General features: G+C 68.4%; 18 protein-coding genes. 12 read left to right on the top strand and 6 right to left on the bottom strand.

Annotated features, from left to right (window positions below; genetic code table 11):
- Positions 1–247: 247 nt before the first annotated feature.
- Positions 248–1891 (bottom strand): alpha/beta hydrolase, encoded by a 1644-nt coding sequence (locus ACIBSW_RS22260; protein ID WP_354720933.1) that lies wholly within the window; start codon positions 1889–1891, stop codon positions 248–250.
- A 54-nt stretch (positions 1892–1945) separates the two neighbouring features.
- Here ACIBSW_RS22260 and ACIBSW_RS22255 point away from each other — a divergent pair, with 54 nt between their 5' ends.
- The 3 genes from ACIBSW_RS22255 to ACIBSW_RS22245 all read left to right on the top strand — a co-directional run bounded on the left by ACIBSW_RS22255 (position 1946) and on the right by ACIBSW_RS22245 (position 4285).
- Positions 1946–2965 (top strand): aldo/keto reductase, encoded by a 1020-nt coding sequence (locus tag ACIBSW_RS22255; RefSeq protein ID WP_354720931.1) that lies wholly within the window; start codon positions 1946–1948, stop codon positions 2963–2965.
- A 286-nt stretch (positions 2966–3251) separates the two neighbouring features.
- Positions 3252–3467, top strand: a complete 216-nt coding sequence (locus ACIBSW_RS22250) for a hypothetical protein (RefSeq protein ID WP_354720930.1) — start codon at positions 3252–3254, stop codon at positions 3465–3467.
- A 158-nt stretch (positions 3468–3625) separates the two neighbouring features.
- Complete coding sequence (locus ACIBSW_RS22245) at positions 3626–4285, top strand: RICIN domain-containing protein (RefSeq protein ID WP_354720929.1); 660 nt, start codon at positions 3626–3628, stop codon at positions 4283–4285.
- Between the two features lie 147 nt (positions 4286–4432).
- Here the strand turns inward: ACIBSW_RS22245 and ACIBSW_RS22240 are convergent, their stop codons facing one another.
- Together ACIBSW_RS22240 and ACIBSW_RS22235 are read right to left on the bottom strand one after the other, a co-directional pair.
- A complete protein-coding gene (locus ACIBSW_RS22240; protein WP_354720927.1) occupies positions 4433–5680 on the bottom strand; it encodes an RNA polymerase sigma factor in 1248 nt (415 codons plus the stop codon).
- A 14-nt stretch (positions 5681–5694) separates the two neighbouring features.
- Entirely contained in the window at positions 5695–6051 is a 357-nt protein-coding gene (locus ACIBSW_RS22235; RefSeq protein ID WP_354720925.1) for a YciI family protein, read from the bottom strand.
- 46 nt (positions 6052–6097) lie between these two features.
- On the opposite strand from ACIBSW_RS22235, the gene ACIBSW_RS22230 reads away from it, so the two are divergent.
- The 4 genes from ACIBSW_RS22230 to ACIBSW_RS22215 all read left to right on the top strand — a co-directional run bounded on the left by ACIBSW_RS22230 (position 6098) and on the right by ACIBSW_RS22215 (position 8907).
- A complete protein-coding gene (locus tag ACIBSW_RS22230) occupies positions 6098–6292 on the top strand; it encodes a hypothetical protein (RefSeq protein WP_354720924.1) in 195 nt (64 codons plus the stop codon).
- 42 nt (positions 6293–6334) lie between these two features.
- Entirely contained in the window at positions 6335–7711 is a 1377-nt protein-coding gene (locus tag ACIBSW_RS22225) for a M14 family zinc carboxypeptidase (protein ID WP_354720922.1), read from the top strand.
- Positions 7712–7848: 137 nt separating this feature from the next.
- Positions 7849–8160: an antibiotic biosynthesis monooxygenase gene (locus ACIBSW_RS22220; protein ID WP_354720920.1), complete on the top strand. Its 312-nt coding sequence runs from the start codon at positions 7849–7851 to the stop codon at positions 8158–8160.
- A gap of 9 nt (positions 8161–8169) precedes the next feature.
- The gene (locus tag ACIBSW_RS22215; protein ID WP_354720918.1) at positions 8170–8907 is read left to right on the top strand and encodes a carbon-nitrogen hydrolase family protein; all 738 of its coding nucleotides are present in this window, start codon (positions 8170–8172) and stop codon (positions 8905–8907) included.
- Positions 8908–9246: 339 nt separating this feature from the next.
- On the opposite strand, the gene ACIBSW_RS22210 is transcribed toward ACIBSW_RS22215, so the two are convergent.
- On the bottom strand, positions 9247–9702 hold the full coding sequence (locus tag ACIBSW_RS22210; protein ID WP_354720916.1) for a helix-turn-helix domain-containing protein: 456 nt from the start codon (positions 9700–9702) through the stop codon (positions 9247–9249).
- A gap of 408 nt (positions 9703–10110) precedes the next feature.
- Between ACIBSW_RS22210 and ACIBSW_RS22205 the strand changes: the two genes are divergently transcribed.
- Both ACIBSW_RS22205 and ACIBSW_RS22200 read left to right on the top strand, forming a co-directional pair.
- Positions 10111–11094: a hypothetical protein gene (locus ACIBSW_RS22205; protein WP_354720914.1), complete on the top strand. Its 984-nt coding sequence runs from the start codon at positions 10111–10113 to the stop codon at positions 11092–11094.
- 1148 nt (positions 11095–12242) lie between these two features.
- Positions 12243–13124 (top strand): AAA family ATPase, encoded by an 882-nt coding sequence (locus ACIBSW_RS22200; protein ID WP_354720912.1) that lies wholly within the window; start codon positions 12243–12245, stop codon positions 13122–13124.
- Positions 13125–13397: 273 nt separating this feature from the next.
- Here ACIBSW_RS22200 and ACIBSW_RS22195 read toward each other — a convergent pair whose 3' ends face one another.
- Complete coding sequence (locus tag ACIBSW_RS22195) at positions 13398–13700, bottom strand: hypothetical protein (protein ID WP_354720910.1); 303 nt, start codon at positions 13698–13700, stop codon at positions 13398–13400.
- Between the two features lie 323 nt (positions 13701–14023).
- Between ACIBSW_RS22195 and ACIBSW_RS22190 the strand changes: the two genes are divergently transcribed.
- A complete protein-coding gene (locus ACIBSW_RS22190) occupies positions 14024–14575 on the top strand; it encodes a hypothetical protein (RefSeq protein WP_354720909.1) in 552 nt (183 codons plus the stop codon).
- Positions 14576–14701: 126 nt separating this feature from the next.
- On the opposite strand, the gene ACIBSW_RS22185 is transcribed toward ACIBSW_RS22190, so the two are convergent.
- Entirely contained in the window at positions 14702–14926 is a 225-nt protein-coding gene (locus ACIBSW_RS22185; protein ID WP_354720907.1) for a hypothetical protein, read from the bottom strand.
- A gap of 277 nt (positions 14927–15203) precedes the next feature.
- Between ACIBSW_RS22185 and ACIBSW_RS22180 the strand changes: the two genes are divergently transcribed.
- Together ACIBSW_RS22180 and ACIBSW_RS22175 are read left to right on the top strand one after the other, a co-directional pair.
- Complete coding sequence (locus tag ACIBSW_RS22180) at positions 15204–16118, top strand: hypothetical protein (protein ID WP_354720905.1); 915 nt, start codon at positions 15204–15206, stop codon at positions 16116–16118.
- Between the two features lie 887 nt (positions 16119–17005).
- Positions 17006–17413, top strand: coding sequence for a DUF1772 domain-containing protein (locus ACIBSW_RS22175; RefSeq protein WP_354720904.1), 408 nt, complete (start codon positions 17006–17008; stop codon positions 17411–17413).
- Positions 17414–17464: the final 51 nt, after the last annotated feature.

Below are 17464 nucleotides of genomic sequence, written 5' to 3'. Positions count from 1 at the left end.
GTGGCGCCGCGTGTCCGGCCGGAACATCGAGGAGGGACGCGACCAGTAGGGCGGCCAACGCGGCTGCGCGAGCAGCGGCAGCACCGGCCCGACGGTGTGATGAGATGGTGGGCTCCCCGACTCAGGCGTACAGCGGCGGGCAACGTAACACAGTTGATCAATAGCTCCACCGCCTCGGCGAGCCATGGTGACACGGGTCGCGGTGGTCGGTCTTCCGGCGCAAAGGCCGACCACCGCGGCGGTCCGGTCAGTGGTCCTGCCAGCTCCAGCGGTTGCCGGTGGGAGCCCGGCGGGTGCCGACCGACGCCGGTTCGTCCGCGGCGGTCGGCGCCACGCCGGCGCAGCCGCCTGAGTCCGGGCGGCCGGTCAGGAAGTACGCCTCGAGGTGGACGGTGCACTCCGGCACCCTCGCGACCGACCCGTGGATGTCGTCCTCGACCGTGAACGCCGTGCCGCCGATCTTCGCCTGCACCTGGGCGATCCACTCGTACGGCGTCGGGCTCTCCCACCGGTGCCCCGACAGCTGCAACGAGCCGTTCGACCGGCGCAGCGTGAACGGCTCCCCCGCCGGGACGGGCCAGCCGGCGCACCGCTGGGTGAAGCCGCCCAGGCTCGCGGTGATCGGGAACTCCCGCTGCCAGCTCTGGTACGTACGCCAGAAGGTGGGAAAGTCGTGCGGGCTGGTGTCGTCGTTGCAGAGGATCGCCCGGCCGGCGACCTCGTTGAACCGCTCCGGCAGGCCGGCCGGCGGCTCGGTGGGTTCCCGCGGGTCCGGCAGGATGATCGGCCGGAGCGCGTCCGGCACGGGTTCGCCGCTTCTCGCCGTGACCAGCGCCGCCAGCCCCGGCGTCGCCTCGGTCCACAGCGGGCTCGGCGCGACGGCCAGAAACGCGGCGAGGTTGCCGTCCAGGCGCTCGTCCAGGTCGCTGAAGACCAGCGGATCCGCGTTCAGCCGCGCCTTGAGCCGTTTGACCAGCGCGACCACCTCGTCGACGGTGCCGCCGAGGTGGTACGTCGCGTCCCGCTCCGCGGCCCAGGCGGCCCACCGGTACACCTTGCGCTCGTCGGCGCCGGTCACGTCGTGGAAGCGCGAGTCGAGCCGGTTGGCGGTCGGGCCGACCACGCTGTCCAGCCACATGCGGTCGACCGACCGCGGGTAGAGGCTGCGATACACCTGGCCCAGCAGCGTGCCCCAGGAGACGCCGAAGTAGCTGAGCCTGCCGAGCCCGAGGGCAGCGCGCACCCGTTCGAGGTCGCGGGCGACGTTGGCGGTGGTGAGCTGCCCGAGGAGGGCGCGGTTGCTCTCCCAGCAGGTCCGGTTGACGGCGGTCTGGAAGTCGTAGATCTTCTTGGCGGTCTCCTCGGCGAGCGGGCCGGGCGGGATCTCGGGCGGCCTGACGTCGTCGCCCGGGCGCGCGCAGTCGGCGCGGGTGCTGTATCCGACGCCGCGCGGATCGAAGCCGATCAGGTCGTACCGTTCGGCGAGCTCGGCGAACTGCGGGCTGGTCAGCGCCAGATCGTGCGGCATCAGGTAGCCGCTGCCGCCGGGGCCGCCCGGGTTCACCGCGATGCCGCCCAGCTTGTGCCGCTGGTCGGTCGCCCGGATCCGGCTGACCGCGACGGTGATCTGCGGGCCGTGCGGGCGGCGGTAATCGAGCGGCACCCGCACGGTGCCGCAGTCGGTACGCGCGAGCAGGGCCCGCATCGGGGCCAGCTCCTCCGGCCGCAGACCCATCGCCTCGAGCGCCTCGTCCGAGTACCGCGGACAGTCGCCCCACGTCACCTTCGGCGACGCCGCGCCCGCCTCGGCCGGCGGCACCGAGAACGTCAGCCCGGCGGCCACGACGGCGAACACCCCGATCCCGGCGGCAATTCCTCTGTGTCGTGTCATGGAAGATTGATACCGATCAGCGCGTCACGCCGACGTCACCAAAGGAGCCGACTGATGGAATACCGCACTCTCGGCGGCACCGGCACGATCGTGTCGACGCTGTGCCTGGGCACGATGACTTTCGGCACGGAGAGCAGCGAGGAGGTGTCGCACGCCCAGCTCGACCGCTTCGTCGAGGCCGGCGGGAACTTCGTCGACACCGCGAATGTCTACTCGCGCGGCGGCTCCGAGGAGGTCATCGGCCGCTGGCTGGCGGCCCGGCCCGGCGCGCGCGACCGGCTGGTCATCGCCACCAAGGGCCGCTTCCCCATGGGCGACGATCCGAACTCGGCCGGGCTGACCCGGGTGAGCCTGTCCCGCGCGCTCGACGCGAGCCTGCGCCGCCTCGGCGTCGAGACGATCGACCTCTACCAGGCACACGCCTGGGACCCGCTGACCCCGATCGAGGAGACGCTCGCCTTCTTCGACGACGCCGTCCGTGCCGGCAAGATCCGGTACGCGGGCGTCAGCAACTTCCTCGGCTGGCAGCTGCAGAAGGCGGCACTGCTCACCCGCTTCCGCGGCCTCGCACCGATCGTCACGCTGCAGCCGCAGTACAACCTGCTCGTGCGGGAGATCGAGTTCGAGCTCGTCGACGTGTGCCGCAACGAGAACATCGGCATCCTGCCCTGGTCACCGCTGGGCGGCGGCTGGCTCACCGGCAAATACGACCGCGACCGTACGCCCACCGGCGCGACCCGCCTCGGCGACAACCCGGGCCGCGGCATGGAGGCGTACGGCCCACGCAACTCCGACGCCCGCACCTGGCACGTCCTCGACGCCGTCCGCCACGTCGCCGCGGAGCGCGGCGTGTCGATGTCGCAGGTGTCGCTCGCCTGGCTCGCCGACCGGCCGTCCGTCACCTCGGTGATCCTCGGCGCGCGCACCCTCGAACAGCTTGAGGACAACCTCGGCGCCGCGGACCTGCACCTGTCGGAGAAGGAGACCGAGCTGCTCACCACGGCCAGCACCCCGGTGGTCGGCCAGTACCCGTACGGCCCACAGGGCATCGCCCAGCGTGACCGCAGGATGTAGCCACGGCCGGCAGGCCGATGCTTCCAGCGACCGCTTGTGGCAATCGGCCATGTCCGCGTTTTCGGATCTCGGGTCAGCGCCGAGGCCGGAGCATGGGTCCAAAAAGTCGGCGGACCGGCTAGTGCATAGGTAGATGCACACCCAGGGGAGGACGCCCCCGGAGGATCGCAGTCGAGGAGCGGCCGTTCGGCATCGACGCCGGCGGCCGGCCCGAACGCGACGAACGTGCGTGACGCGTCGCCGTCCTGCGCAGCCGGGGGACGGAGTGGGTCCGAGGAGGACGGCCATGTCGGCAAGGAATGAGGAACGCCGCGCCCGGGTGAGACCGACGACGGCGAGAAACGAGCGGGTCAGCCACTTCGGCCGGCTCGCGACCAAGGTCGGCGCAGCGGTCGCCTCCCTGGTGACACTGGGGACGGTAGGCGGCGCCGCCGAGCTCGTGATCGCTGGTCTCGTGGCCTTCGTCGTGCTCGTCGTGGCCGCGATGCTGCTGTTGCGCTGACCGCGCGAGCGCCGGGCCGGGACCACTCCCAGGCCTGGCCGCCGCCGGTCGGCGACCGGCCTACGGCGTGGTGGCGGGTCGAATAGGGCATTCGCCATATCGCGGCCGCGGGGCGCCGGCTTTAGATTTCGCGGGCCGGATCTGCCAGAGGGAGCAATGTGATCAGGAAACATCCCCGCGCCGTCCTCTCGGCCGTCGTCACCACGGTCGTCGCGGCCGGGTTTCTCGCGGTGGGCGCGCCGGCGGACGCACACCACAACCGCAACATCGACTACCTGTGGATCCAGGTCATGGGGCGCGACCGCGACTGCCTCGACGCGCCGCCGGACACCCTGGACCAGAACGGTGGCCGGGTGATCGCGTACCCGTGCCACAACGCGGGGTCCAACGGCCAGGACAATCAGCGCTGGTACGTGGAGTGGGACGCCGCCGCGAAGGGCATCCGGATCATGCTGGAGCCCTCCGGCAAGTGCCTCGACGCCGACAAGAACCACCCCGGCCCGGGCGCCCGGATCCAGCTCTGGCGGTGCAACGGCTCCGATCAGCAACTCTGGGACCTCACCCCGACGACGAGCGTCGCGACTCGCATCGGCGACGCTCCGGTACCCGCGGCGTCGCGGCACCCGTTCCGGATCTGGAACCGCTATCACACGGACAAGTCGCTGATCGACCCCATGGTCCTGGGCGCCGGGTCGGGCCGCACCGTGGAGATCCAGCGCCTCCGGATCACCGACGAGCAGTTCTGGGACAGCTACGAGCTGCAGTGCATGCACGCCTACCACAAGCACTACAACAGCGACCGCGACAACTGCAGCTGAGCGTCAGTTCAGCGGCCGCTGGGCCCAGTAGACCTGGCCGTCGGGTCCGAAACAGATCAGGGCCGCGCCGCCGGTCCCGGCCAGCAGCAGCGCGATGCCGAGAAGCAGACCCACCCGTTTCCTCACGGCGCGAAGTAAAGCAGGACCTCAGCCGGTCTCGCGCAGGCGGCGTTGCAGGAACGCCCGCTCCGGCCCGTTGCCGGCCAGGTCGAGCGCCTGCCGGTAGGCGTCCGCCGCCTCCGCCGTGCGGCCCAGCCGGCGCAGCAGGTCGCCGCGGGCCGCGGGCAGCAGGTGGTACCCGGCCAGCCGCCGGTCCGCCGCCAGGGCCTCCAGCAGTTCCAGCCCGGCCGCCGGGCCGTCGACCATCGCGACCGCCACCGCCCGGTTCAGCTCGACCAGCGGCGAGGGCGCCACCGTACGCAGGACGTCGTACAGGGCGACGATCTGCGGCCAGTCGGTGGTCGCGACCGTCGCCGCCTCGTCGTGCACGGCCGCGATGGCGGCCTGCAGCGCGTACGGGCCGGGCCGGCCGCCGGTCAGCGCGGTGACGACGAGCCGGCGCCCCTCCTTGATCTTGATGGGGTCCCACCGCGAGCGGTCCTGGTCGTCGAGCAGCACCAGGTCGCCGTGGGCGTCGACCCGCGCGTCGCGGCGGGCGTCGACGAGCAGCATGAGGGCGAGCAGGCCGGCGATCTCCCGCTGGCGGGGCATGAGGCGGTGCAGGATCCGGGCCAGCCGGATCGCCTCGTCGGCGAGTTCGGGGCGCATCAGCGCGGGGCCGCCGGTGGCCGCGTACCCCTCGGTGAAGATCAGATAGATCACCCGGAGCACCGCCGGCAGCCGGACCGGCAGCTCGTGGGCGCGCGGCACGCGGAACGGGATCCGCGCCTCGCGGATCTTGCGCTTCGCGCGCACCAGGCGCTGTGCCATCGTGGCGTTCGGGGTGAGGAACGCGCGGGCGACCTCGGGCGTGGTCAGTCCGCCGAGGCAGTTCAGCATCAGGGCGGTCTGCGCCTCGAGCGCCAGCGCCGGGTGGCAGCAGGTGAAGAAGAGGTGCAGCCGCTCGTCCGGCTCGTCGTCGGCCCAGCCCGGGTCGGGCTCCGGCGGAGGCGGCACGTAGCGGTCCGCCTCCACCTGGAGCAGGGCCAGCTTCGCGGCCAGCACCTTGTCCCGGCGCAGCAGGTCGACCGCCCGGTGGCGGGCCGTGGTCAGCAGCCACGCCGCCGGGCGGTTGGGCACCCCGTCCCGCGGCCACCGCTGCAACGCCGTGGCGACGGCGTCCGCGGCGACCTCCTCGGCCAGGTCGAGATCGCCGAGGGTACGCACGAGCGCGGCCAGCAGGCGCCCCCACTCCTCGCGGAACACCGCCTCGACCGAGTCGGCCGCGGTACCCATCGGTGACCCCCAGGTCAGGACTCGGTGTCGAACTCCATGATCGGCCGCACCTCGACCGACCCGTATTTCGCGCCCGGGCACTTCGCCGCCCAGTCGATCGCCGCGTCCAGGTCGGGCACGTCGATCAGGTAGTAGCCGCCGAGGACCTCCCGGGTCTCGGCGAACGGCCCGTCGGTGACCACCCGCTCGCCGTCCTTGAGCCGTACGGTGGTGGCCGTCCTGCTGTCCTGCAGGGCCGCGCTGCCGGGGCTGGCCCCGGCCTCGGTGATCGCGTTGCTGTACGCCCAGTACTCGTTCATCACCTGCTCGGCCTCGGCCGGGTCGGGCGCGCCGGCGGGTTCCTCGCTGTAGATCAGCAACAGGTAACGCATCGTAGTCTCCTCGCGTCAGGTCGGCCGTCGATCGGCCGCTTCCATCGTGACGACGATCGAAGGCGGCAGAATCGACAGCTCCGGCGAGAAATTCTTCTACCGGATCGCCACCGCCGCATGCCAGCCCGGCGCGTGCTCCGCCGCCAGGGCGTTCCACCGGCTGCCGCCGCAGACCACACACTCGCCTCATAGCGCCGTTGAGATGACGTCATCGGTACTGATTTTCATCGAGATGCATTGATCTAATGGGCTTTCGTGCGCCCTTCCTGATCGCGAGGTATCGATGAGCAAGTCCCGTACAGGTCCATCCCGGCTGTCGCGGATGGTGGCCATCGGCGCTGCCGCGGCCGCGCTTCTGCTGCCCCCGTCGCTGACCGGACCGGCCAGCGCCGCCCCGGGCGCGCCGGCCGGGTCCGGTGCCACCACCGATCCGGGCTACTACCTCGTGACCTCCACCGACCGGCAGCCCGCGGTGCTGGCCCAGACGCTGGAGCGCGCCGGCTTCGACGTTCTCGAGGGTTCGCTGGACCACGGTGTGCCGGTTCTGGCGGACGCGGCCGCCGTCGCCCGATTGCGGCACCGCGGCCTGAGCGTGCGGTACACCGGCCCGCTGTACCAGCCGGTCTCCCCCTCCCTGCAGGCCGACCCGAACACCTACTACGGGGGCTACCACACCACCGCCGGACACGAGGCGCACAACAGGCAGGTGTCCACGGCGCACCCCGACCTGGCCAAGCTCTTCACCATCGGCCAGTCCTGGTTGAAGACCCAAGGCCGTGGCGGGCACGACATCCAGGCCCTGTGCATCACCAAGATCCAGCAGGGTGACTGCGAGCTGACCACCACCGGCCGCAAGCCGAAGTTCACCCTCATGTCGCAGATGCACGCACGGGAACTGGCCAGCGGCGAATTGTCGTACCGGTGGATCGACCACCTGATCAACAGCTACGGCACCGACAGCGGCGTCACCGCGCTGATGAACAGCACCGAGCTGTGGGTCATCCCGATCGCCAACCCCGACGGCGTCGACATCGTCGCCTCGAACTCCACCCGGCCGGTCGCCCAGCGCAAGAACGCCCACGACAACGGCTGCACCGGCACGGGCCGCGGCGTCGACCTGAACCGCAACTCCAGCTACCACTGGGACGTCAACCAGGGCACCAAGTGCACCGAGACGTACCCCGGCACGGGCGCGGCGAGCGAACCTGAGACCCAGGGCATCCAGAACTTCCTCGCCAAGATCTACCGGGACACCAAGCCGGCAGCCGACTTCAGCGCGGCCAGCACCTCGACCACCGGCGCTTTCATCACCGTGCACAGCTACTCCCAATTGGACATCTACCCGTACGGCTGGACCAACCAGCTCGCTCCGAACAACAACGACCTGAAAACGATCGCGGAGGCGATGGCCCGGGCGAACCACTACGACGTGGTCCACGGCGACGGTGGCCTGAACTACTTCGCCCCGGGTGCCACCGACGACTGGATCTACGGGCAACTGGGTGTACCGGGTTTCACCATCGAGGTGGGTCCGGGCAGCGGCAGCTGTGGGGGCTTCTTCCCGACGTACTCCTGCATCAACAGCTTCTGGCAGCTCAACCTGCCGGCATATCTGGCCGCCGCCAGAGCTGCCGCCGTACCGTATCCGACGGGCCGTTGAGTTCGGCCCGCCGCCGCACCGGCTGACGGCCGGGCTTCGCGGCGGGCGCCGGACCATGTCGGCGCCCGCCGCAAGGCCGGGTCAGATGATCACCAAGCGTGACATCTCGTCGGCGGCCACGTCCTCAGGAGGTAAACGTGTTCGCGCTCGTGGTGCGATTCGACTGCTCGGATGAAGCTGCGGCGGCGCGGTTCGACGAGCTCACCGCAGTGGTGATCGACCACATCACGGAGCAGGAGCAGGGCACACTCGTCTATGCGACCGCGGCGGTGGAGGGCGAGCCGCTGGCCCGGGTGTTTTACGAGGTCTACCAGAACCGCGATGCCTTCGAAGCACACGAGGCCGCTGAGCATGTCCGGCAGTTCCACCTGCAGAAAGACCCTTTGTTGACCAGCACCCGGGTGGAGTACCTGACACCGGGCGCCGCAAAAGGACTGGACCAGCGGTAGCCGCCTGCCATGGTGCGGATCGGTGCTTGCCAGACGTTGGAGATCCTTGGGGACGTGGACGCCGCGATCGGTGTCGTTGAGGACTTCGCCGGTCAGGCGGAAGCGGCGGGAGTCGACCTTCTGCTGTTCCCCGAGTGTTTCCTGCAGGGGTACCTCATCACCGAGCAACACGTGCGCGGCCAGGCACTTGAGATCACCTCTGTGGAGTTCGGCGCGATCCTGGCGAGGTTGGCCCCGGTCCGCCAGGTGCTGGTCCTTGGCATGATCGAGCGGGCCGGTGACGGCTACTACAACACGGCGGTAGTCATCGCCGGCGGCCAGGTGACAGGTAGCTACCGCAAGACGTTCTTGACGGACGGGGAATCGATGTTCACCGTCGGCGGTGACTACCCCGTCTTCGAGTGCGGCGGAGTGCGGTTCGGGATCAACATCTGCTACGACACCCAGTTCTCGCAGGCAGCGGCGGCGGTTGCCACCGGCGGTGCGCGGGTCCTGCTCGTGCCGGCGCAGAACATGATGCGTCGTGACAAGGCTTTGTGGTGGCAGTACCGGCACAACGAGATCCGAGCGCGGCGAGCCCGCGAGACGGGCATGTGGTTGGTGTCAGCCGACGTCACCGGCGAGCGGCACAACGCCCATGTGGGGCTGGGGCCAACCGGATTCCTGAACCCGGAAGGCAAGGTTGTCATCCAGGTTCCTGCCGGGACAACGGGCATGGTCACCACCGACATCACCCAGCCTCACTAGCGGCTCAGGACAGATCTCCTCACCGAAAGTGATAACGCCTCGACGCCAACGCGCGCGCTCGGCGGCAAATGAGGATGCTGTCGCCTAGCGACTACAACGAATGTGGCCCCTTCCCAACTGGATATCCGAATGCCGCGCCCGAGCCGCCCGCGGACCGGTCCTATGGACGAATCGACCCTGTCCGCACGTCATCCGCCCGTTCGAGGGTCTAGGTTTGAGCTGGCCGATGCGCTGTTGTGCACCCAAGCCGGTGAAGATGCTGGTTGAGTTGTCGCTGGCTCTGGTGGGTCAACACAGACGACGGCCGGTACCCTTTGCAATCGCCGGCCACTTTCGTGCCTAGTGCCGGTTGTGGTCGAGCCACGCGATGAGAGCCGCGCTGCGGATCCTCCAATGCGACCCGATCCGGTTTCCAGGGAGCCGCCCAGCGTCGAGTTCGCCCAGTACGACCGTCGCGTCCATGCGTAGGTACGTGGCGGCTTCCTCCAGCGTGAGAACCGGCGGCAGATTTTCCTCGCCGGCCCAATGCCTTGCGGCTGCTGTCGCTGCCAGCGTTGGGGTGGGCAGCGCCGGCCTCACGGCTTCGCTTCGCTCGCCGGCCTCGTCGCCGCCGTCTCGGGGGCGTGACCGTCTCCAGCTGAGGGCCAACCCGACTGCGAGCGCCGTGCCGAACATGACCTGCACGGCCGTGTAGCTGCCCCGCAGGATGATTGACAGCGCGACGAACGCGCCGAGGATCGCTGCGCCGACCGGCCACGGCGACAATGGCCGCGACGGGCGAGGGGCGACGGGCATGCGGGCCATCATGCCCTCCCCCCGCCACCGGCAAGCATCGACACACAGTGATCGGCGCCACCTGTTCCGATCAGGAGTCGTCGACCGTAGCCTGAGATCGGCGTCGGCAAGGGGGGCAGGGTGCGCGGTCTCGCAAGAATCTTCGGGTTCGGCGCCTTCACTGGCACCTTCGACGAAGGAGCAGGCCTTTCTAACGAGGATCCACGGCGGCTAGATTCCCGTCTCTACGAGTGCATACGCCCGGAGTGCGGCGGCCGGCGGTGGCTGCGAAGACCAGGGTCGAAGTGCAAGGGGATCGCTGGGCAGCCGCCACATTCCCTTGATCGCATGAGAGCTATCCGCGACGACGGTATAGGGGAAACCCCGCGGGCCATCATCAACGATGAGGGTGAAGACTGGTGAGCGCCGGTGAATGACATCCTGGCCGTCCGGATCAGCTCGCGCTTCATCTTCGTCAACCTGCTCCCGACGATGGCGGTTATCTTCCTGGTCGGCGGCCTACTCGCTGCGGGCGCCCCCGGTCAGGCACCTTCGTGGCGGGCGCTCGAGGACTCCATCAGTGGGCTGACCTTGATCAGCGCCTTACTGGCAGCCTTCGCGGTGTTGGTCGCCTCGGTCGTTTTGCATCCGCTCGCCTACCCGATGATCAAGGTCGTCGAAGGGTACTGGGGCAGGTTTCCCTTCGGAGCCGCGTTGAGCTTGCGCGTGTCAAGACGGTACCGAACGTGGCGGCAAGACCTTGAAACCTACGAGAACGAGCACGGCGGGACCGCTGAGGAGCGGGCCTGGCTGCCGCCAGCCGGAACGCCCGTTCTGCCCACAGGTCTCGGCAATGTGCTGCAGGCGGGAGAAATCCGAGCGGGAGCTCGCTACGGCTACCGAACCGCGGACATCTGGCATCGACTTTCACCCCTGATGTCCCCAGCAGTTCGAGCCGAAGTCAGCGATACCCGGAATCAGATGGATACTGCCGCACGCCTGTGCGTTTTCGGGCTGCTGTGCGTGCCGATCAGTATGGCGCTGCTTTGGAACCACGAAGTCTGGCTGCTGGTGCCCGTTGGTTGCTACCTGTTCGCGTGGGCCGCTTACCGGGCCGCCACCGCAGCCGCGTACCGGTTTTGCGAGGCCGCCGCAGTCGCAGTCGACTTCCATCGGCTTCAACTGTGGGATGCCCTGTCCCTCGCTCGGCCGAGCAACTTCCTGGAGGAGCAGACCGAGATGGCTGCCCTGCTTTGCCACGTGCTCGGGGTTGGCGACGGCCTCTACGAGGACGACATGGCGAAGCTGACGTATAGCGCAGCTCCGGCATGGTTGGGCGGTCAGGTGGGGAGCTTCCCCGGTCAACAGCAAACGCCTCCACCGGAAGGCGGCGGAGGCGTTGGGGCTAGCTGAAGCCGCCGTCAATCCGGACCTTACTCGCGGCCTAATGGTTGCCGTCAGCACTGTCGACAACGCCTTGCCTGCGGCCGATTCTTCCACCGACGCCCCGTGATCGTCCTCGCCATGGCCGTCCAACACCGCTGCGCTTCACTCGGCGTCGCGGCCCAGCGCCTCACGCACCCGCGACCGCAACCGCAGAAATCGTTGCCAAGAGCCGTGCCGTACTCCTCCCACTTGGCGTGATAGTCGTAGACGGGTCCTCGTCGACGGGAAGTCATGCGGCAGGCGGTCGGCAGCGTTCTTGCAGCAACCAGACACGGCGCTGAGCCGGCCTCCGCACGGATCGCGGCAAATCAGTGTGCCGGCACGCCGATTGTTGCCATACGAGGTGAAGGTCCCACCGTCCACGACCTGCCGACCCATTCGAACCGAGGACGGGATAACCGCATTTGCTCCCGCCTGGCCTGACCGGAGCAGGGGAGGGCATTGGCCTCGCCACCACGCTTTCAAGATCTGGAGTAGGCAAGTCGCCGAGATGCTCAGTGACCGTGTCGGACCGGGCATCCAACCCTGGCCATGCTTCGCCCGTGAAGCCAAAGTGTGGGCTTGACGGACGCCGCACCGCGCCGAAACGGAGTTGATCTAAAGCCGAGCGCGTTCGCTCACACAAGCGGTAGATCGCTCGGACGCGGCTTCAAACAGGTGGATCTTACTCGAGGCGGGAAGTCCGGCGGATGGGTCGCACGTCGGCCATCCCCTTGGCAGCTGGCCGCCGAACGATGTTTCAGCGCGCACTTGACACGGCAGAAGATTGCAGTCGATCTTGGTGCCAGACAAGCTGTCTCTCGACAGCCGCGCTCGCACTTCACGGAGGTCCCCCAGAGTTATGGCACGATGACGCGATGCCGAGCAACCGCGTCGAGTTCCCCGTCAAAGTACGGAGGATCATCGCGGCACGGGCGGGATACCTGTGCTCCAAGCCAGACTGCCGCAAGCCAACGCTCGGCCCTGGGCCTGGTCCGCGTGACGCTGCCTGCATCGGAGTGGCGGCACACATTTACTCGGCAGCCCAGGGGGGACCACGCGGAACCGGGAACCTGACACCGGAAGGCCGAGCGGACGTAGCCAACGGGATCTGGCTCTGCCAAGACCACGCCCGGATGGTCGACACGAATAACGGCGATGCCTTTCCGGCGAAACTACTCATCCAATGGCGCTCGCTCCATGAAGCATTTCTCCTGCAAGAGATGCGCGGGATCACGCCGCCTCCAGTTGGGCTAATCACCGAGATCGCCGTCCACGGTGGCCCCGGCGATCTTGCGGGCAGGAAGTTGTCCCTGTCGATGCTGAATCTCGTGCAAGGCGCCAACGATACGGGTAAGAGCATGCTGCTGGATCTCTTGGCCAGCCCTGACGCGCCTCATTATCTGTCCGACCGTCGCTGGATCAACGGACTGAGCGCGGACATCCGCTGGTTTGACCCAAACCCACGTGCCCTTCGCCTCGAGGCTCCTGCGGGCCAGATGCGACTCATCTCGGAAGACCGATCTACGCCAGTAGTCTCGGCGCCGTACCGCGCCATTGTCGTCAGAGGCGGCCAGACTCCCCTGCGCAGCCATCGCGACTTCGCCATCGAGCTCGGCCTTCCTGAGCAGGTTTTACTTGAGGTCTTAGCGCAGGTACCTAATCGCGTTAAAGGCATGGTGATTGAAGTCGATCTGCAGGACTCCGCGCCGGTCGTGCGCTTAGACGGATCACCAAGGTCGGTCAGATGCGACGAAAGTGCAAGTTTTGGGCAGATGTGGATAGTGCTCCTTGAGTGTGCGATTGCTCTCGCGCAGATACGTAGCAATCACGAGTCCACCCTCTTGCTCATCGACGAGCCTGAGATGCACTTGAATACTCCAATTGTTTACCGGTTGTTCCGCTTGCTCGGTGAACGCACATTTGGGTTTCAGACTCTCGTCGTTAGCCACACCGCCCTTCCTGCAGATGTACGGCTTGGTTGGTCAGAGTTTGAATTTAGGCGGTCGGACATCTAGGAATCGTCTGCGCTACGCTCTAATTCCCGTGATCGAGTGCACACTCAACTCGGCATGTCCGTGTGCTGGCCGCGTCGACCCGGCCGTGGCGCTGCATAGCGAGCGGATCGCGGCAGAAGCGGATACTCGCCGAACCGGGCCGAAATGATCGTCGCGACGCTACCAAGGCGTGGGAGGGCTCGCCGCCCGGTACCCACCCGGGCCCTGCGCGGGTGACCACGTTTCCGCGGTAGCCAGGCCGCGACGACCTTCCGTCACTAGCATTTGAACTTTTCAGAAGGCATGTGGACTCCGGATCCCGCGCAGCCGGCGCAGCGGACGGCGAAGTCGCCAGCCGTTGAAGGCGGAGAACGCGGCACACACTGCGGCCAGCAGGATCGTCTCGGCGGGATTGTCAGCGCCGCCCGCGACGATGGCCACCATGAGGATGGTCGCCACGCCGAAAAGGACCGTCCACATCCCGAAGAAGAGCACTCCGAGCAGGCCGATGATCCGGTCTCGGGCGTCGCGGCGGGCGGCACCCGTTCCGGGCTCGAACCGTACGTCGGAGGGGGTAGAGGAGGCAGATTCGTGCATGATCGACGAGCATAGACGGTGGCCAGTCGCCGCTCGGCGAGGATACGACGAACCCAACCGCACTTCTGTGGGCCCGTTGACGCCAGTCGATCAGCGTCCGCTCATCGGCATGATTGAGTGCGCGCTCATCGGCAGATCCGGATCGTTTAGGGGAACCAACTTCACGGTGCGTAGTCCATGAGGAGTCGTTGCCGCTCGAGCACGTGTGTGCTCGGCCCAGAACCGCATCCGGTCCCGAGATCGGCGAACAAGGCGGCCGTTTTCCTCAACCGGTGGGATCGCAATCCGATGGGAACCGGGTCCCCGAACCCGGAAGGTCTGCCTTGAAGCTCCCGTTACTCGCCGCCATGGTCAGCCTTTCCCTGACGGCGGCCCTGACCGGGTGCGCACAGACGGGATCACCCGCCGACGCCCCGAAGGCGACACCGGCCGCCACACACGGCAGCTCCCCCGCCGGTCAGGTGATGGGTCTCAAGGAGGCCGGCGAGACGTACGAGCGGCTCGCGGCCAAGTCCAACCGGGCCCGGGACGCCTGGCTGCACGCACCGAAGCTGTCCAAGGCGACCTTCGCCAAGCACCGAACTCTTGCGGCGCAGGCGGCGAAGGTCAGCCGCGATTTCGCCACCGGGCTTCGGACCCATCGCTGGCCGGTGCAGGCCAAGCGCCCGGTGGATGTACTCAGGAAGGACCTGGAGGACCGTGCGGCGGCATACCGGAGGGTGGCCTCGGCACGGTCGCTCGGGGAATACGTGGCCGCCGCCCGACGGGTGCCGCTCAACAGCGAGGCCACCGTCGAGGTCCGCCGGTCACTCAAGCTCCCGAAGGCGCCCGACTTCTGCTTCTGCGACTCGCCGACCGGGCCGACAGCGGGCTGACCAGCCGGTGACAGTGCCAATGGTTGCCTCGCACTCATCTCGGCATGAGCGTGTGCCGGATGCGGCCCGGCCGGTAAGGAGCAGCGGCCCGTCGTGGCCTCCGCGCATCGTCTCGGTGGGGCCGGTTCAGGCCAGTTGGGGGAACTGTTCCCGGACCGCGGCGAACGCGTGACGGTAGCCGTCACGGCCGTAGACGAACGCCATACAGACCACCTCCAACACCGCGGCGAGCGAGTCCTCCTCCGCCGAGTGGAACAGGGTGGTGATCGCCCAGTCCTGCGGCGACTCCTCATACTCCCCGTCCGGCGGCACCGGCACGCTGGTCCGCGGCGGCCTCGCTAGCCTCAGCACGCCCCACACAGGGCCGGAGTCGTCGAAAAGGGCCGGCGCCCGATCGCCTCGGCGCAGCGCTGGGACGACCCAGAGGTCGTCCTCGTGAGGCGAACGGGATCGCCCGTTCCCCAACGGGTGCGGATCTTTGCGTGACCCTGGTTGACTGCTTCTGCCGGGCGGGAGACTTCAGCCGGTAGCGGTGGAACCTGCGGTCGGGGCGCGGTGCTGGAACTGCTGCGAGACTGAGTGAACGACCACCCCGAAGGGCAAGCGGGCCGTTGTTACCGTGGCGGACGTGAATCCCCGTCAGGCCTGGATGGCGCTGCCCCGCCGGACACGACTCGAGGCGGTCCATCGGGCGAAGCAGGGCCGGGCGCACTCCGCCGCGGCCGTGCGCGTGGCGGCAATGGCATGGGGCCGGTACGCGCCGCGCCTGATCATGGTGCGCGTGAGCATCGGCCTCGTCGTGGCGTTCGCCGTGTTCCTGGTTCCCCTCGCCAACGACTGGCCCTTCCCGGTCGCCGTCCTGGGCCTGCTCCCGATGGTCGCGGTCATGGCGGGCGAGGGGTACGCCCAGCGCCGCTGGGAGGGGTGGCACCGCATGCTCGGCCCGGTCAACGGGCGCAGGGTGCTACTCGACCAAGCGGGGACGGCGCAGCCGCTCGAGGTGGGCCGGTCGTTCGTGGCCCGGTATGCCGTCCCCGGCTATCTGCTGCTGGCCGTTGCCGGCCCTGCCGCGATCGAGTTGACCGGTGGGCACTTCGGTGCCGCGGTCCTCCTCGCGGCGGCTGCGGCTGGGCTGGCGTGGCGGGCGTACCGGCGGTCCCGGCGCCTGGCCCGGCCTCCGCTGCGCATCGACGGCAGCGGGGTGACGTTCCACAGCCTGGGTTGGGTGATCCCGTGGTCGGCCATCGCCTCCTGCGACCTGACGGACGAGGGTGACCAGACGGTGTCCCGTCAGTACGGCGCGAAGACCACGGGGATCGCGTGGAGGCTACGGCGCAAGGGCCTCGAGGCGACCCTGGCGGCGATCCCCGAGACGGTGCGCAAGACGGTGACCGCATGGCTGGAGCACAACGACTACTCGGTCGTCCTCGACAGCGGGCAGCTGGCGGTGCCGCCGGAACGCTTGGCGGCCGCGTCGCGGCGATACCTGGAGCGCTCCGGTGGCGGCGCCGAGCGCCTCCGCCGGTCGCGCAGCCGTCGGTGACGATCCCCGAGGCGGCATTGCCTTGCGGGGCGGAGGCAATGCCGAGGCCATGGCCGCGCTGACCGTGCGCCGGCAGCAGCAGGCGAGGTATGTCTGCAGGTCGGCGAGTCGCGCGGTGATGGTGGGGTCGGCGCGGTAGCGCACGAGTTTCCGTCGCGGGTCGACAGGACCTGGCCCCCGCGTTTGAGAATCGACAGCTGCTCGGACGTGGTCGACTGGCCGAGACCGCAGGCGTCGGCGATCTCACGGACGCTGAGCTCGGCGCAGCTACGACCAGTTCGCCACCCGCAGCACCGTCCCCCACTTCCTGCCCCTGCTCGCCGAACGCTTCGCCCATCAACGTCCGCAGGCCCTCGCCCGGGTCGGGGGTCACCACAGCGGCAGAAGAGTTCACGTGGTTTCAACTCCGCTTCGCAGCGCCTTGATGAGGGCGGATGTGCCTGTCGGTTTGCGTTCCTGCAATACCATGATCGCTGTGACAGCACCTCGGCTCGCTTGTCCCCTTTGCGATGGCACAGAGTTCCAGCAGGAAGAATCTCGCCAAGACAGTCGGTGGGGATTCACCAGCCATCGCATGACATTGATGATTTGTGTCCGTTGTCGTTACATCCTTCATTTCTACGACAGACACAGCATCTTCGACTTCGACTGATGCCCGAAGCCTCGCCGCCTCGGCTGAGCGCGGACATGACGGGGCGCACGGTCGGCGGCCAAGTGAGATGTGGCAGCTCTCGTCGGGGCCAGGTAGGTGGCGACTTCAAATCCCGACCGGAGTCGGACGGTGGTGCTTTTCCAGAGATTGATCCTCTCTCCCAGTGCCAAGCGGCATGATCTGCCGCACCATGCTCCACGCACTCGCCGTCATCGCTCCGGCCGTCGTCGGAACCATGGTCGGCGTCGAATTCGCCGTCGCGGTCTTCGTCAACCCGATCCTGCTGCGACTGCCGGCGGGGCCGTCACTCGAGGCTCGTGCCGACGGTGCGCGTGTCCTCGGCCGCGTGATGCCGTTCTGGTACTTCGCGTCGCTGATCCTCACGGCCGGGCTGGCCGCCGCCACCTGGAACGAGGCGGCGGCCGGCGCCGCCGTTTCGGCCGCCGTCCTGCTCGCCGTGAGTGTCGTCATGTCGATCGCCTTGCTCGTGCCCATCAACAACCGCTCCGCCACGTGGACTGCCGATGACCACCCTGACGACTGGCGTGAGCAGCAGGAGCGCTGGGACCGCCTGCACTACGCGCGGGTGGCCATCATCGTCGCCGCGTTCGTGCTCACGCTCGTCGCCGCGACCGCCGGCTGAGCCGCGGCTCAGCCCACCCGGACGAGCCGGACAGCAGGGCGCGGCCAACCG

The organism is Actinoplanes sp. NPDC049668 (genome assembly GCF_044465445.1).
GTDB lineage: Bacteria > Actinomycetota > Actinomycetes > Mycobacteriales > Micromonosporaceae > Actinoplanes.
This window is presented reverse-complemented; position numbering and strand designations above follow the sequence as displayed.